The organism is Bradyrhizobium sp. C-145, assembly GCF_023375135.1.
In the GTDB taxonomy this organism is placed as follows: domain Bacteria; phylum Pseudomonadota; class Alphaproteobacteria; order Rhizobiales; family Xanthobacteraceae; genus Bradyrhizobium; species Bradyrhizobium zhanjiangense.
On the sequence record NZ_CP088150.1, the window covers coordinates 1505765 to 1521261 of the forward strand.

The 15497-nt window shown below is 59.3% G+C and carries 15 protein-coding genes; 11 read left to right on the forward strand and 4 right to left on the reverse strand.

What is annotated here, in order from left to right:
• Window positions 1-7 precede the first annotated feature (7 nt).
• The 9 genes from LRP30_RS07150 to LRP30_RS07190 are packed head-to-tail and all read left to right on the forward strand — an operon-like array spanning window position 8 to window position 7030.
• Window positions 8-640: a nodulation protein NolU gene (locus tag LRP30_RS07150; RefSeq protein WP_249759819.1), complete on the forward strand. Its 633-nt coding sequence runs from the start codon at window positions 8-10 to the stop codon at window positions 638-640.
• Complete coding sequence (sctL, locus tag LRP30_RS07155; RefSeq protein ID WP_249759820.1) at window positions 637-1257, forward strand: type III secretion system stator protein SctL; 621 nt, start codon at window positions 637-639, stop codon at window positions 1255-1257. The genes LRP30_RS07150 and sctL overlap by 4 nt, the downstream gene beginning before the upstream one ends.
• Window positions 1254-2609 carry a type III secretion system ATPase SctN gene (gene sctN / locus LRP30_RS07160; RefSeq protein ID WP_276017371.1) on the forward strand — a complete coding sequence of 452 codons (1356 nt, stop codon included), beginning with the start codon at window positions 1254-1256 and terminating at the stop codon, window positions 2607-2609. Before sctL ends, sctN begins: the two co-directional genes overlap by 4 nt.
• Window positions 2585-3103 (forward strand): hypothetical protein, encoded by a 519-nt coding sequence (locus LRP30_RS07165; RefSeq protein ID WP_249759821.1) that lies wholly within the window; start codon window positions 2585-2587, stop codon window positions 3101-3103. The genes sctN and LRP30_RS07165 overlap by 25 nt, the downstream gene beginning before the upstream one ends.
• A gap of 6 nt (window positions 3104-3109) precedes the next feature.
• Window positions 3110-4228, forward strand: coding sequence for a type III secretion system cytoplasmic ring protein SctQ (gene sctQ, locus LRP30_RS07170; RefSeq protein WP_249759822.1), 1119 nt, complete (start codon window positions 3110-3112; stop codon window positions 4226-4228).
• Window positions 4221-4886, forward strand: coding sequence for a type III secretion system export apparatus subunit SctR (sctR, locus tag LRP30_RS07175; RefSeq protein WP_249759823.1), 666 nt, complete (start codon window positions 4221-4223; stop codon window positions 4884-4886). Before sctQ ends, sctR begins: the two co-directional genes overlap by 8 nt.
• Window positions 4887-4888: 2 nt before the next feature.
• Window positions 4889-5164: a flagellar biosynthetic protein FliQ gene (locus LRP30_RS07180; RefSeq protein WP_249759824.1), complete on the forward strand. Its 276-nt coding sequence runs from the start codon at window positions 4889-4891 to the stop codon at window positions 5162-5164.
• A 10-nt stretch (window positions 5165-5174) separates the two neighbouring features.
• Entirely contained in the window at window positions 5175-5996 is an 822-nt protein-coding gene (gene sctT / locus LRP30_RS07185; protein WP_249759825.1) for a type III secretion system export apparatus subunit SctT, read from the forward strand.
• Window positions 5993-7030, forward strand: coding sequence for an EscU/YscU/HrcU family type III secretion system export apparatus switch protein (locus tag LRP30_RS07190; RefSeq protein WP_249759826.1), 1038 nt, complete (start codon window positions 5993-5995; stop codon window positions 7028-7030). Before sctT ends, LRP30_RS07190 begins: the two co-directional genes overlap by 4 nt.
• Window positions 7031-7064: 34 nt before the next feature.
• Here LRP30_RS07190 and LRP30_RS07195 read toward each other — a convergent pair whose 3' ends face one another.
• The 4 genes from LRP30_RS07195 to LRP30_RS07210 all read right to left on the reverse strand — a co-directional run bounded on the left by LRP30_RS07195 (window position 7065) and on the right by LRP30_RS07210 (window position 12697).
• Window positions 7065-7730, reverse strand: a complete 666-nt coding sequence (locus LRP30_RS07195) for a CpaD family pilus assembly lipoprotein (protein ID WP_249759827.1) — start codon at window positions 7728-7730, stop codon at window positions 7065-7067.
• Between the two features lie 10 nt (window positions 7731-7740).
• On the reverse strand, window positions 7741-9195 hold the full coding sequence (locus LRP30_RS07200; protein ID WP_249759828.1) for a type II and III secretion system protein family protein: 1455 nt from the start codon (window positions 9193-9195) through the stop codon (window positions 7741-7743).
• Window positions 9196-9222: 27 nt separating this feature from the next.
• A complete protein-coding gene (locus tag LRP30_RS07205) occupies window positions 9223-9912 on the reverse strand; it encodes a response regulator transcription factor (RefSeq protein ID WP_249759829.1) in 690 nt (229 codons plus the stop codon).
• A gap of 2062 nt (window positions 9913-11974) precedes the next feature.
• Complete coding sequence (locus LRP30_RS07210; protein ID WP_249759830.1) at window positions 11975-12697, reverse strand: hypothetical protein; 723 nt, start codon at window positions 12695-12697, stop codon at window positions 11975-11977.
• 40 nt (window positions 12698-12737) lie between these two features.
• On the opposite strand from LRP30_RS07210, the gene LRP30_RS07215 reads away from it, so the two are divergent.
• Together LRP30_RS07215 and LRP30_RS07220 are read left to right on the forward strand one after the other, a co-directional pair.
• Window positions 12738-13037 (forward strand): hypothetical protein, encoded by a 300-nt coding sequence (locus LRP30_RS07215; protein WP_249759831.1) that lies wholly within the window; start codon window positions 12738-12740, stop codon window positions 13035-13037.
• 342 nt (window positions 13038-13379) lie between these two features.
• On the forward strand, window positions 13380-13820 hold the full coding sequence (locus LRP30_RS07220; RefSeq protein ID WP_249759832.1) for a VirK family protein: 441 nt from the start codon (window positions 13380-13382) through the stop codon (window positions 13818-13820).
• Window positions 13821-15497: the final 1677 nt, after the last annotated feature.

Here is a 15497-nt window from a genome sequence, read left to right on the forward strand (position 1 = left end):
GACGCTCATGTCGGCATCGATGTCATCCACCGAACCCAATCGTTCGTTCACGCTCGCTGCCGATCGGCTGCGCAAGCTTGCTGCCTCGGTCGATCCAAGTCGTTTTGCCGGGCGTCTTGACCCGCTGCTTTCGCCTTCCACATTGGCTCGGTTACAGCAGAGTGCCAGGCTGCAGCCAAGACTGGCCGAACTGCTGCTGGGCAGCGAGGTGGAGGTGGGCAGCGCCGACTGGAACGAGGATCCTCTCCTCGGGCATGATCCGCGCCGGGCTGCGCTGCTCGCGGGCAGCATCTGGCATGCACGCTCCATCCTCAAGCTAGTTTCCAGGCACGATCTCTCAATATTGATCGAGATGATCGGGGCCGAAGCGCATGCTTTCGCAGTCCGACATTTATCCAGTGCCGTCGCAACGACCCCGATCGTGGATCCAGAGCAATTGTCGCGACAGATCGAATATGACGGACATGCTTGTCTCGGCGCCTGGCTCGAAGAGGCTTCATCGCTTGATCGTGTCCGCGTGCTTCTACGCTTGCCCATTGGGACGGCCGCGGAGAATCCAACTGCTGAACACCGTAGCGCAGCAGGCCCGCTGCTTTCTCAAGTCATGGCCCATTTGGGCACAGAGGCTGCCAGGGCATGACGGCCGATGCCCCAGCACCGCCCGTGGCCCCGCAGATTCGGCCTCTTGGACCGCTGATCCCAGCTGCGCAGCTCGAGATCTGGCACGATGCCGTACGGGCGCGCGCCGCTGCCGAGCGGCATCTGCAGCGGGTTCGCGGTTGGGCACGCCAGGCTTATGAGCGGGAACGGGCGCGGGGCCACGCCGAGGGTGCAAAGGCGGGCGCAGAGGAAATGGCGCGGCTGATTGCGCAGGCTACTTGTGAACTGGCGCAGCGGAAGGCGGTTCTGGACCGGGAATTGCCGCAGCTGGTATTTGAGATCGTTCGCGATCTGCTTGGCGCGTTTGATCCGGGCGAGATGCTGGTCCGCGGCGTTCGTCATGCCATCGAGCAAAGATACAAGAACACGGAAGTTTGCCTTCACGTATCCCCACTGAAAGCCGATCTGCTGGCCAGTGAGTTCAAGGACTATGACGGACTGGAGGGCCGGCCGAAGGTCAGGATTGAGGCGGATCCGGCGCTGAGCGCGGACCAATGTGTCTTGTGGAGCGAGTTTGGCAATGTCGATCTCGGACTTGCGGCGCAGCTGCGAGCGCTGCGTCTGGGGTTTGGTTTGTCGCAGGAAGGTGAATCGTGACCGTGCAACGACCAACCCATGATGCCGCGGCCGCAGAAGGAACTGTGAAGGCCGCACTCTCATCCTTGAGATCTTCCGCCAAGCACATCGATACACGCGCCGTCCGCGGCCGGATCACGCGGGCAGTCGGCACGCTGCTGCACGCCGTCTTGCCGGAGGCGCGGGTCGGAGAACTATGCCTGTTGCAAGATCCTCGCAGCGGATGGTCGCTCGAGGCCGAGGTGATCGGTCTGTTGCCGGACGGGGTGTTACTCACGCCGATCGGGGACATGGTGGGGCTGTCCAATCGTGCGGAGGTGGTGACGACCGGGCGAATGCAGGAAGTGGCTGTCGGCCCCAATTTGCTCGGCCGCGTCATCGACAGTTTTGGCCGTCCCCTCGATGACAAGGGCCCGATAAAAGCTGGCGAAGCCCGCCCGCTGCGCGGCAGGGCACCCAATCCGATGAAACGGCGCGGGATTGAACAGCCGTTTCCGCTCGGCGTCCGTGTCCTGGATGGTCTTCTGACATGTGGAGAAGGTCAGCGGATCGGAATCTATGGTGATGCCGGTTGCGGCAAGTCGACGCTGATGTCGCAAATCGTAAAAGGCGCGGCGGCCGACGTCACGATCGTTGCGCTGATCGGCGAACGTGGTCGAGAGGTGCGTGAATTTATCGAACGTCATCTTGGCGAGGCCCTTCGCCGTTCCGTCGTTGTGGTGGAGACCTCCGACCGTTCGGCGATGGAGCGGGCCCAATGCGCCCACATGGCGACGGCGCTGGCCGAATATTTTCGTGATCAGGGCCTTCGCGTCGTTCTGATGATGGATTCATTGACGCGCTTTAGCCGCGCCATGCGTGAAATCGGCCTTGCCGCAGGAGAGCCGCCGACCCGGCGCGGTTTTCCGCCCTCCGTTTTTGCGCTGTTGCCGGGCTTGTTGGAGCGTGCCGGCATGGGCGAGCATGGCTCCATTACGGCCTTCTATACCGTGCTTGTCGAAGGTGACGGCACGGGTGATCCAATAGCGGAAGAATCACGCGGCATCCTTGACGGCCACATTATTCTCTCGCGCGCGCTGGCCTCGCGAGAGCATTTTCCCGCTATTGATGTGCTGTCGAGCCGCAGCCGCGTCATGGATGCGATCGTATCCGTGCCGCATCGCAAGGCGGCATCCTTCTTCCGTGATCTGCTCTCGCGCTACGCTGAGGCCGAGTTCTTGATCAAAGTCGGTGAATACAAGCAAGGCTCTGATCCGCTGACCGATCGGGCGATCGCCTCGATCGAGGAGCTGCGGGCCTTTTTGCGGCAGGGGCAGGACGAGGCGTGCAGCTTTGAGGAGACGGTCGCATGGATATCGCGTCTGACCGCCTAAATCCCGTTCACGCCTCGAAGCTGCGGCTCGTCAAGGACATGCGGGAGCGAAGCGCCCTTCGTGAATTGTCCAACATGGAAGCCAAGCGCCACCTCGCGATTCAAGCTGTCCAACAAGCTTGCGAGCATCTTGCAAATGCCGAAGGGCGCCGCGCAAAGGTTGAGGCGGAACTCTATCGGAAGATGTTAGCCGCCGATGCGATATCCGTCTGCGAACTGCAGCGACGGTATCATCTTATCATCGGGCGGCTCGCAGACGAGATCGCAGCGGCGCAGCGAGTTCTTGACAAGGCCCGTGCTGCTCAAGAGCAAGCTGAGGCTGCGGTTCTTGAGGCGCGGGCCGTTTCGACCAAGCGTTCAGCGGCGAGCCAGAAATGGCGTGAGATCGATGGCGACGTTCAGCGCATCACGAATGCTCATTTCGAAGCCGCCGCCGAAATCGAAGTCGATGATGAAGTCTTGCTCCGCTACCCCATCAGAGCAGACGGGAGGTGAGCCGACATGATTGCAGATCCTCTTCCGCGCGAGCCAGGGGCCTGCGACGCGGAAGCCGCACCGGCGACATATCGGTCGGCTGAGCCCGCAGCCTTTATGCCGACGCTGACCCTCTCGCACGCCGTGGCCTCGTGGCTCAACGAGATCGCAGCGTTGCGTGCGCCTCTGCAAGGCCGCCTCGGCGAGAAGCCGCTATCGGTGCGCGTGAGCCGAACCATCTGGCAGGCTGAGCCGGCTGCGACGTCGATGCTTGACTGCGTCTTTGAAACGGCGGGTGAAACGTTCATCCTGTCCTTGCCCGGTCCGCTTGCGGAAGCACTGATTGAGACCGTGCAGAATGGCCTGGCCATACCTTCGGAGCCGACGCGTTCGCTGATCCTGGAACTTGCGCTTGAACCCTTGCTTGCTCCAATTGAGCAACTGATGCAGCGCAATCTGAAGCTTGTTCGCGCCGGTGAAGCGCTGGGTGCGGGACCTTATCTTGAATTCGACGTCGCCTATGGTCCGCTTACCAGCAAAGCTCGCTTGCTTCTATTCTCGTCTCTTGACGGTCTGGTTCCGCCGGCCTTCCGGGCTATCGGCGAGCTTCTTGGCCGATCGCCGCGACAGGCGCCCAGGCAGCTTCCCGAGCTTCCGGTCATCGTTGCGGGCCAAATTGGTTCGCTTCGGGTCACGATCGGCCTTGTTCGTCAGGCACGAGAAGGCGACGCACTGCTGCCGGACTCGATTCCTTTGGCTCGCGGCCAGGTCATCCTCGCTGCGGACCGATTGTGGGCCCCTGCAGAGATTGCCGGCGACCGATTGGTCCTGCGCGGGCCGTTCCGACTGCAATCCCACCCTCTGAAAAGTGAACATATGACGACACCACCCCAAGCGCAGCAGCTCCCCTCTGAGGCCGATATCGACAGTCTCGAGATCACGCTTGTCTTCGAATGCGGCCGCTGGCCGATGCCGCTGGGAACCTTGCGAACCATCAACGAAGGCCATGTGTTCGAGCTTGGCCGGCCGCTGGAGGGGACGGTCGATATCCTTGCCAACGGTCAACGTATCGGCCGCGGCGACATCGTGCGGATCGGCGAGGAACTGGCCGTTAGGTTACGCGGCAGGTTGGCGGTCAATGACTGAGATTCAACCGAGCATCCTCGCGCTTCTTGCGATCACCGTCGGCCTTGGCCTGCTGGCCTTCGCCGTCGTCACAATGACCGCCTTTATCAAGGTCTCGGTTGTTCTCTTCCTCGTGCGTAACGCGTTGGGGACTCAATCGATACCGCCGAACATCATCCTTTACGGAGCGGCACTGATCCTGACCGTCTTCATCAGCGCTCCGGTCTTCGAGCAGACCTATAACCGCCTTACCGATCCGCAACTCCGCTACCAAACCTTCGATGACTGGGTGACAGCCGCCAAGGAGGGACAGGAGCCGCTGCGCGCCCATCTGAAGAAGTTCACCAATGAAGAGCAGCGCCGCTTCTTCCTATCATCGACCGAACATGTCTGGTCGGAGGAGATGCGCGGCAGCGCAACGGCAGATGATTTCGTGATTCTTGTGCCGTCGTTCCTGATTTCCGAGCTCAAGCGTGGCTTCGAGATCGGCTTTCTTCTCTATCTTCCCTTTATCACCATCGATCTGATCGTCACGACGATTTTGATGGCCATGGGCATGTCGATGGTGTCCCCGACGGTGATATCTGTCCCGTTCAAGCTTTTTCTGTTCGTCACTATCGACGGCTGGTCACGTCTCATGCACGGGCTGGTGTTAAGCTACACGACGCCAGGAGGTTGACGATGAACGAAGCCAGCATCCTCACGCACTTGAGCCAATCGCTTGTCCTTTTCATGATCTGGGTTCTGCCGCCGCTGCTCGCAGCTCTCATCTCAGGATTGATCATTGGCCTGATCCAGGCGGCAACCCAGCTCCAGGATCAAACCTTGCCGCTGACGGTCAAGCTTCTGGTCGTCGTCGCCGTGCTCGCCGGGTTTTGTCCTGTGCTCAGCGCTCCACTGATCGAACAAGCCGAGCGCATCTTCAGCGAATTTCCTGCACTCACAGCAAGATATTAGCAGAGCTTGGATGGCTGGCCTGTCACCCACAGATGCGCAAGCTGTCGTCCAGAGCGCGGTCGAGCTCGTCGCCGCAACCGGTCTGAGCGCGGCCCGCGCCCTGGGCATCATGCTGGTGCTTCCCGTCTTTACCCGGCCGCGTATCAGCGGCCTGATTCGGGGAAGCCTGACGATTGCGATCGGTCTGCCATGCCTCGCGCAGGTGAAGCTCGGCTTGCAGGCCCTGGACCCGAACACGCGCCTGGTCAGCGTTACCATGCTTGGCCTGAAGGAGGTGTTCGTCGGCCTTATGCTCGGCATCCTGCTCAGTATTCCACTATGGAGCATCCAGGCAGTCGGCGACATCATCGATACCCAAAGAGGAATTTCAAGCCAAGTTGCGGAGGAGGATCCCGCCACGCACAGCCAAGCGTCCGGGACCGGGCTTTTTCTCGGCATTACGGCGGTTACGATCTTCGTTCTGGTCGGCGGCCTGCAAACGATGGTGAAGGGCCTTTATGGCAGCTATCTGGTCTGGCCCGTTTATCAGTTCCTGCCTGCCGTGACGGCGCAAGGGGCAATGGAATGTCTGGCCCTTCTCGATCACATCATGCTGACGACGCTGCTGGTCGCCGGACCGGTGCTGGCCCTGCTGCTGCTGGTCGATATCTCGGTCATGATGCTCGGCCGTTTCGCATCTCAGCTCAAGATGAATGATCTCTCCCCGATGATCAAGAATGTCGCTTTCGGCGTCATCATGGTCAGCTACACCGTCTATCTGCTTGAATATGCCGGAGCTGAAATCTTGAGCTCAAACAACATGCTCGATTATCTGAAGAAGCTCTTGAAATGAGCGGCACGAGCGAGGAGAAAAAGCTTCCTCCGACGCCCAAGAAGCTGCGCGATGCGCGCAAGAAGGGACAAAGCGCGCGCAGCTCCGATCTAGTGAGCGGCGTCAGCGCCTGTGCGGGTTTCGGCTGCCTTTGGTGGCGAGCAGGTGCGATTGAAGACAAGTGGCAGGAAACGGTGCGACTGGTCGACAAATTGCAGGAACAGCCGTTCACGAGCGCGGTGCCACAAGCGCTCAGCGGCTTGCTAGAACTTTCGATTGCAACTGTTGCGCCCTTGCTCGCCGCCGCCGTGATGGCAGCCCTTCTGGCCAATATCCTGGCCAATGGCGGTTTCATGTTTGCTTCGGAGCCGCTCAAGCCAAAGCTCGAGAACCTGGATCCCATCAAAGGCTTAAAGCGCATCGTCTCGAAACGTTCGGCCATCGAGCTTAGCAAGACGTTGGTTAAAGTGGCTTTGCTTGGTGCAACCTTCTTTCTCACCGTCATCGCAAGCTGGAAAGCGCTGGTCTACCTGCCGGTCTGCGGCATGGGCTGTTTTGGCTTCGTCTTCACCGAGATCAAACTGTTGACCGGGATTGCCGCTGGAGCGTTTCTGGTCGGCGGATTGGCTGACCTTCTAATCCAGCGCTGGTTGTTCATGCAGGATATGCGCATGACGGAAACCGAGGCCAAGCGCGAGAACAAGGAGCAGCAAGGCAATCCGCAAGTGAAACGCGAGCACCGGCGTCTGCGACAGGAGTCCGCGAACGAGGCTCCTCTTGGCGTCCATCGCGCCACGTTGATCTTGAAGGGCCCGACAGTGTTGATTGGGCTGCGCTATGTTCGCGGCGAGACCGGGGTGCCGGTCTTAGTCTGCCGTGGCGAGGGCGAAGCTGCTTCACAGCTGCTTGGTGAGGCGCGCGCGCTGCGCCTCACGATTGTGGATGACGATGTCCTGGCGCGTCAGCTGTTCGGCAAAGCAAAGCTCGGCAACCCGGTTCCTTCGCAGTATTTCGAGTCGGTCGCAAAAGCACTCTACGCCGCCGGGCTGGTCTAGATCAGCCTCGTGGCGACGTGATCGAAAGCCACCGCTATCGAGCAGGCTGCGCGTCCTTCGCCGTCGCGCCCGCAGCTTCCGGCGTTGCCCCCTTACCGGCACCGTCGTCGCCATTGCCCTTATTGCGGGGCGCCAAGGTTCCGTAACTGGCAACAGGGTTGGCGGCACGATCGCCATTGCTCGTCATGATTGATCGATTGTCCAGCAAATCGAGCGGGTCATTGACCATGGTTGCCAGATTGTTTCTGGTCGAGCAGCCAAGCGTCGGGTCGAACGAATTGTCGTTCACAGTAGGACCGACGACGGAAAGCGACGGACAGGGCGGAGGATGGGCTTCGAAGGTGATTGCCTCGATCCTTACCCCGGAACGGGTGGGCAGATCGCGAGGGGAAGCAGACAGGCGGATGTTATAGGGGGCAACACCCATGGCCCGGACCTCGTGGGCCACCTGTGCGATGAGGCGCGGCGAGCCGGTGACATCGAGATGGAGTGCATCCCGCCGGCCGTGACTGGCAGTCGCTATGAAACTCCGCAGCCGATGCGTTTCGGGGCGGCGAAGGCTTTGTAATAACAAGACACTGCTCTTCTGCTCCACCTGGATCGCTTGTTCAGCCGGTCCGTAATGGACCGAAGCAGTATTTGCGCATCCGCCTAATGTTGCCGCAATACCAATCAAATGGCACAATTGTCGCAAAGTCATTTGGCGATCCTCATTCGATAATAAAGCCGGCGCTGCCGGTCAATCCTGGTGCGCTGGCGCGAGGCGCATCGCGGTCTCGCGGCGGCCGGGCCACCGTGTTCGTCAAAATTCGCCCCGCGTCTGAGGGCGGTGAGATGCGATCGCTTGGCGCACTCATCTTGTTCGGGTTCGATCCGGGCCGCACGATGTAGGGCGTGACAATAATGACCAGCTCGGTTTCACGTTTTTGAAACGATGAGGAGCGAAAAAGCGCACCCAGGATCGGCACATCGCCGAGCCAGGGAAACTCGCTGATATCAGTGTTGAAGTTGCGCCTGATGAGGCCGCCGATTGCAAAGCTCTGACCGCTGGCCAGCTCGACCACGGTGCTCGCCCGCCGAGTCGAGAGGGCAGGGACCGCCATGCCATTGATTTTGACTTCGCCTTCGCTCGACAGTTCGCTGACTTCGGGCTTCACACGGACATTGATCTGATTATTGTTGAGAACCGTCGGAACGAACTCGAGGCTCACGCCGAACTGGCGAAATTGGACCGAAACCTGCCGGTTATCCTGCATCACCGGAATGGGAAATTCGCCGCCGGCGAGGAAGCTTGCGGCTTCGCCGGACATCGCCGTCAGATTCGGCTCAGCCAGGATTGATGCGAGGTGCTCACTCGCGAGAGCGTCGAGAACAGCGCTCAGGTTGGTATTGCCGGCGCTAAACCCGATCCCGATCGTGCCGCCGCCGCCCGCCGCGCCGGACCCGCCCCCTTTGCCGGTGATAAGGAAAGCGCCGTTTGGGCTCGAGGCGGTGAAGTTGATATTGAGATCCTTGACAGCGCTGCGGGAGACTTCTGCCACCCGTACGCTGAGATTCACCTGCAACGAGCCCGCGACCTGGATCTTGTTGACAACCAGCGCGCCCGCCCCAAGAAACTGCTCAGTGAGCTTCCTGGCGGTCTCGACGACATCGGCATTGGGCGCCATACCGCTAAGGATCGCGCCGCGCGGGGTATAGCTGACCTGAATCGGATAGTCGCCGACCTCGGCCTTCAGCGCGGCCCGCAGATCCTCGATCGGTTGGGTAACGACAACACGCAGCTCGGCGAGAGCCTCTCCGTTGTCGTTCAGGGCGAACAGGCTCGTCCGTCCGGACTTTTTGCCAAACACGAAAATCGTGGTGTTCGACGGCGCCTGATAATCCGCAATCGCCGGGTCGGCAATAAAAATGCTCGCAGCCGGCCCGGTCAGATGAACTGTCTTGCCCTGTGAGGAGGTAAGATTGAGCGTGCCGGTGGTGCTGCCAGGCGCCGCACGTGGCGATTCTCCTTTGCCATCCCGCTTTGTCTGAGCTGTGACAGCAAGCGGAAATAGCAGAGCGACTGCGCACAGGACATAGCAGAGGCGGGGAAAAGCGGCATAGTACGAGCCGCTGGCGACCATCGACGGCTCATCAGCGCCGGCGTCATTGTTAACGACGTTCAAGGGAATGTTGCTTTCAGGTTCGATCGGCTAGGCAGCCGATGCTGCGCCAATGAGTTCGAGGGTGTAACCGACACCGCGCGCGGTCTTGATCCTGAGGGTTGCACCCGCCTGGCTCAAATGCGTGCGTAAGCGATAAATCCCGACTTCCAGCGCATTGGTCGAGACCTCGTCGTCAAATGCATACAAGCTATCTTCGAGCGATGCGCGCGGCACGGTACGGCCCGCGCGGTTGAGCAGATGTTCAAGAATGCACACTTCGCGGCGCGCAATTCTCAGGATTCGACCACCGACCGAGACTTGTCTCGCGATCGGATCGAAATGCAGATTTCCGAATGTCACCACCGGTGCCGTCATCTGCGTTGACCGTCGCAAAATAGCTCGCATGCGAGCAATGAGTTCGTCGATAGACACCGGCTTGGGCAGAAAATCATCCGCGCCAGCATTGAAAATCGCAATCCGCCGACTGAGATCATTGAGACTGCTCATCATCATGGCCGGCATTGACCGTCCCTCGCGCCGCAACTGCTTCAGCCAGTCCAATCCGTCTCCATCGGGCAAAGCCGATTCGAGCAGGACCATGTGGTAGTTCGCGCAATCGAGCGCGGCCGCCGCCTCGTCCAGCGTGCGTGTCACGTCGACGGCGAAGCCGCAACTTAAGAGCGCTTCCTTCACGTCGCGGGCAAAGTCCGCATGATGATCAACCAGGAGAATTCGCATTTCGTCGCCTCTCGTCCACCCACGCCAAGACCTGAGCGCGTCACGATTGACCATGGGGCTCGATGGAACTGAGAGGCGGTTGCCTTGGTGTGAATTTGAACAGCCCGAAAGGAGAGGGCGGAACATTTTGACAGGCGATCAATATCTGCGAGTCCATCGTCATCGGATCGACCTCGGACCGCCGCGGACTGCTTACGCCGTCGGCGCCGCTCAACATGCCCCTCATGCCAGCAAGAGATCTGCTTTCATTTGAAAGGCTGAAGGCCGCGGCAGCCCGCTGACGCGTCTGTGGGCCGATCACAGCCGTTCTTGCATGCACTGAGCCGACGCCTGCTGTGCGAACAGCGCCAAACCGCGCAATCGAGACCAAAGCGCGGGAGACGATCGGATTTGTGGCTGAACAGATGAGCGAAACCGACATTTGGAAACTTCCCCAATTCGTCTTGGTCCGCGGTCGGTCTTGCTGGCCTGTTGAGCCCGTCGTGTCGTGCAGTCACGACAATGCAAGTCTTTCCGCTTTCGAAGACACTTCACGCGACGCATCTGGCCAATGGCTTCACAGGCCGAGATGCACGACAGAAACGATCAATGCCCCTCTCGGCTTGAAGAACACCCTCCCCCTAGCCAATTGTTCGCGCGCAAGGCATCAACCGTCCTGAAGTTCCGTCGCTCCCTGGTACGCCGCAGCCCAGCGAAAGCTGACCGCCGCATCGAGCTGCACGGTGTTGCCATCGCGCATAGATCCAGCTGGCTACACCAGCACCATTTCGTCTCACGGGGTGCACGGCGCCAGAATGATCGGTTCTCGAGTTTGGAGTTGGCGTGTGCCCGGCAAGGGCGAGATACCGACCGCCAGCGTTCTGCTCGCGCGCCGCATCTTGATTCACTTGCGAGGGGATCGGTGCTGCATCCTCCGATCTGCACATAGGCGATGTCGGACGCTGGCCCTGGAGAGGAGCAGTCCAGCAGCGTGACGAGGCGGAGCGGCGGAGCATTGTGCTTTTGAGACGTTCGCAATTCTTGCTCCCTGTCAGGAAGAGTTCACGCGAGCGGGTTCTGTGTCGCGGGACTGTCGGAAATCCTACAATCTGACGCTAGGTGAGATTCAAGTGCCCTTGACTGCTGGTTGTAGCAGTGCTCTCGAACTCGCAAGCATTCTGAGGCGATGACGACACAGTCCGGACCAGACGATCGACCTGTGCGTAACGCTCGTCCCTCTCGCCAATGTCATGAGCATTTCGTCGGTCCAATTAAGGCGTAGCTTGAGCCAAAGCCGATGACAGTGTGTGAAGGCACTCGTCTTTGCTAGGCCTTAAGGCGTGACGGTCACGGTCGTCCGATCGACCTCATACGTGCCAATTTAGCAAGAAGACGGTGGCGAGCGGCGTGATGCTTCTATGTGACGCGCGGGAGCTAACGTCTGTGATGCAGACGCCCGAGCGCGCAAGCCGATTTGACCGGCAAGGGACTGAAAAAAGAATCGATTGCCACACGACATTCTTGAATGCTGCCTCCATAGATCGCGATCGACTATGGGGCTTTTAGGCGATTCGGCAAAATCGATTGTTTTGATGGAACGCATCCAGGTAGCGAATAGGCCATTGTGCGACGCGCATGCCTTGCCGCTGAGCGATACTCCATTGACCTGATCCGTTGATGCGATCGCACCCGAGCTCTTTTGATTGATCGCGCGGTCGATGGCAGGTCGAGCTGCCGAAGGGATCGATGATCCGCCTTGGTGGCTCACGTCATCCGAACTTCCTGCCAAATGTGTCGGCGGCAATTGGATCGATGCGGGCGAGGCCGCAGCACTCCAATGAGAGCCGTGGAAGAGCAAATAATGGTGCGAGTGTCTCCTCCAGAGCGTCGGGTACCTCTTGGGATGTGGGCGCGCCTTCGTGCCTTGCAGCAGGTCAATGGATGGGTTGATCTGGACATTATTCGCGAAGCCATTATCGTCGTTCGGGAAGCGGCGCCGCTGGGACGACCGTTCCTTAGGGTGGTGGTCTTGGTGAACATCAAGGAACGTGCGAGAATGGCGCGGTCGCCAGTTGTTTAATCATTAGTCTCCAGTCTGCCGCTTGTAGGGATTTGCTTCGCTGGCGGTTCGGTAGCTGTCCAAATTGCCGCCCAGGAACAAGCGCTCGGTCTCACGGGTCGGCGTTCTGCCCAGCGAGCACATCAAATCCACATCCGCATCGATGTTGTCCTGATCCTCCACATTCATTCCAAGGCCAATACTGCTCAGTACGTCGTCGGGCGTCCAGACCGCGGACCTCGGTACGGCGTAGGTGTGCAGCGTGTTCGCATTGTTGGCGATCGCTCTCGCCCAGTGGTCACGCGAAACGGTGAGTTTTGAGGGGTCTTCGACCAACGACACGAATGGAGAAGCTGTTGTCTTACCGCGCATATGCCATCCAGCCTGGCGCGCCAGGTCCATGGCATATCGCTCCAGAGGATCTCCAATGGAAGAATGATCCCGCGCCGTGTTACGGACATGTGATATTGCACACGTGCTGGCTTCCGCGCTCGGTTTGCAATCGCTGTCCTGGTTCTGGGAACGATGCAGCTTGAGATATGCCGATGCCGCTACATTGTCGAAAATGCGGTCTCGGTCGACACTGTCGCCCCCCGCTGCGGTTGCTGACGCCCATCGTGCTGATTGCTGTTCGGCCAGGGCTATCTCGTTTTTGAGCGCTTCAAGCGTTGCGCCCGTGAGCGTTGCGGCAAGCTGGGCGCGCGCGCTGACAAATGATGCGGCTGGATAGTGATTGGTTTGCGGCACCGCTCATTCGGCGCACTCGATGATCCGACAGAGGGATCCGATGTTTGGTGAACCAAATGCAGACCATGTAGCTGGTCTTCAAAGTCTGCTTGATCGGCCGGCAGCCGCACCGGTGAACTGGCGTGTACGCTCAGTTCGTCTGCTTGCCGATCTACCTGGTGCGGCTGCGGCAGTGCATCTTGACCGTAAACAGAAGCCTCTGCGGCATTCCGTGGATCGATGTTCATCCGTTTTCCCCAAAGTAGTTGCCGGTGACCATTTCTTTGCAAAGACAGCTTTCGAGAAGCTGACGGGCGCGAAAATGCTGCTGTTTGTTTTAGATGAGGGTCAGCTGCCTTGACTGCACGGACCTGTTACCGCGGCGCGAGGTTCGTGCAAGCCTAGTCCGGCCCTGTCGTTCAGGCGGCGGATACCGGTGCCGTTTCTGTTGTGTTTCTAATGGCTCTGCTCGATGAATCATTTCGCACGATGATGCTCGCGAGGAGGCGAATTCAGCAAACCTGACCTACGATGTTGTGACGTCGGAATAGCTGTCACAACCACTTGCGTCTGATTGCGACCGATTGTCTTGTTCGAAGTGCGACGACGCTTGATGTCTGTGATCCGCCAAGCGGCTTGCGACAACCGCTCTTGTGACGTTGCGCTTACGCGACCTGTAGTTCCTATGGAGGGAGAAGAGCATATGAACTTAACTGGCAGAGCCCTGTTGATCCTATTGTCCGTGCTTTCTGCGACAACCGTGAGCTCGGTGGCCAGAGCCGATGAGACCTCACCGAAATACGCCGAGGTGCTCAATGCCCTGCAGACGGGCAAGAGCGTGAAACTCATACTGGATATGAACCGCTGTACTACCGCCGAGGGCGGCAAGCCCGGGCCTGCGACGCAGGCCGGGTTGGTCATCAATGCCTTCAGGGTATCCGCCCAGAACGGCATCAGCTTTGCAAATGCGCACCAAACGGTGGATAGCTCTGGACATGCCGTGACCGAATACATTCGCCACAGCCTCAGCCGCGAAGGAAAGCTTACCGTGCGAGCCTCCAAGCTTGTCGTCGGCACCACCGAACTCGTGAACCAGGGCGAATTCATCTGCGAACTGCCTGATGGGGCAAGGTTCATCTGGTAGACGAAAGGCATTGCGCCGGGCGTGAATGCGCGTTGGCCTTTGATCCTTTAGCGGTGTGGACGGCATCGCACGCCATCACACGATAGTCTCGATAGTGACGACGGCCAGATCGTTTCTGGCCGTTTTTTCGTCGGGGATGGCCAGGCTGCACGAACTTGCATCAGTTCGCTCGTTGCACCGTTGAGGGCCGGCGATGCTCAATCGAGCCCAGCAATGGACTGGCCAGACTGCTTCAGTGCCTCAGCCAATTTGCGAAGTCGACGATCATAAATACTGACGCTGGTTGCACTCGGCCGCTGCCCGCGCGCGAGGGCAGCACCGGACGCTGCTTGGATGAGGCGATCGTCTTCCTCCGTGACATCATAAAGGTCCCTATGGGGGTATATCGGGCCGACCTGTCGCGCCTCTCCCAGATGCTGCTCAAACTCCGCTTGCTGCTGTTGCGGCTGTTGCACGGTGGCATCGGATGCAGCGAAATTTTATCGGCTGGGTTGAGTTCGGTGAGTCGGTCCATGGTCCCGTCCGTTGACATCGCTCTCTAGTTCCGTCGCTACGAACGTTAGCTTTCCAAAACCTGACATGACCCGAGGAACGAACTAGGGCGGGGCTAGTGCCTTCTTCGAGCGCGCTGCATCCTTCGATCGGCGAATTTGTCCTGGGGGATAAGAGCATCGGACAATGCATCCTGCGGTCGTGGTTATCTCCAATATCCGGCCGCCAGGATCGGCTGCGCGTAAGTCTTGTAACCCTCGCGTATGCCGTCATTCTGTCTGGTCCTTTCACATGCCGGAGCAGGTAATTGCTAGAGAGGGAGCGCAGCATTCGGTGCGCCGCGGATTGCCTTGCGGCTGGGGGGCACGATCGCGGACATTGGGGTGCCCACGGCTACATGCGTCGTGCCCAGCGGTGCTCGTTTGCAGGCGCAGACCAATCCACTGACCGTATTGGAGGCAAGTCACGCTTTCGGATTTTCATCGGTGTATCACTGGCGCCGCGGTCCCCCGGTCACTACCGCTTCCGTTCCTGACGATGAAGTCTCGTCACCACCTCCTCGAAGTTGGCGCTCCTTGACGTGCACGCAGAGATCCGGGCAACTCCTCCGTTCTGCGACCTACATAGTCGCCCGGCAAATGCTGGCCGAGCCCTTTTTAGCCAGGCTTTGTCTTACAGCGAGCATCGCGAATTTCGAGTGTTTCATCGCATTATTTGATAGTTTCCGAGCGTAAGCTTGCCGGCTGCGCTTATTTGCCAAAGTCGGCAGCTAAGCTGCTGATCAACACTGTCGCGCCGAATGTCTGATGTGTTCTCGAACGCATCAATTTATGTCGCTCGGTTTCGAGCCCGTCCTGCAAATTGAAGCGGGTGCGATCGTAGGCATCGGTGTCATCCGTGAGCCTATCGGCGACCACCCTCTCGAACGAAGAGGATAGAGACATCGCCAGAGAAGAGGATGCCAAGTGAGGAGAGTAGAATGGAATACTCAACTATTGCGTTTGGCTGCTTTCAACCTCTACACATCCTTTCGTGACGCGCGCTCGCGTCGGAGCGGAGTCCATGCGTTTGTGATCGCGACGATGCGCCCAAAGCGCATTCCAGAGAAAGTGGCGGGGCATCTGATGAGCTGTGGAGAGCCAATATGAAGGCACCCGTTTTGAAACAGCTCAGCGTCGGAATTGA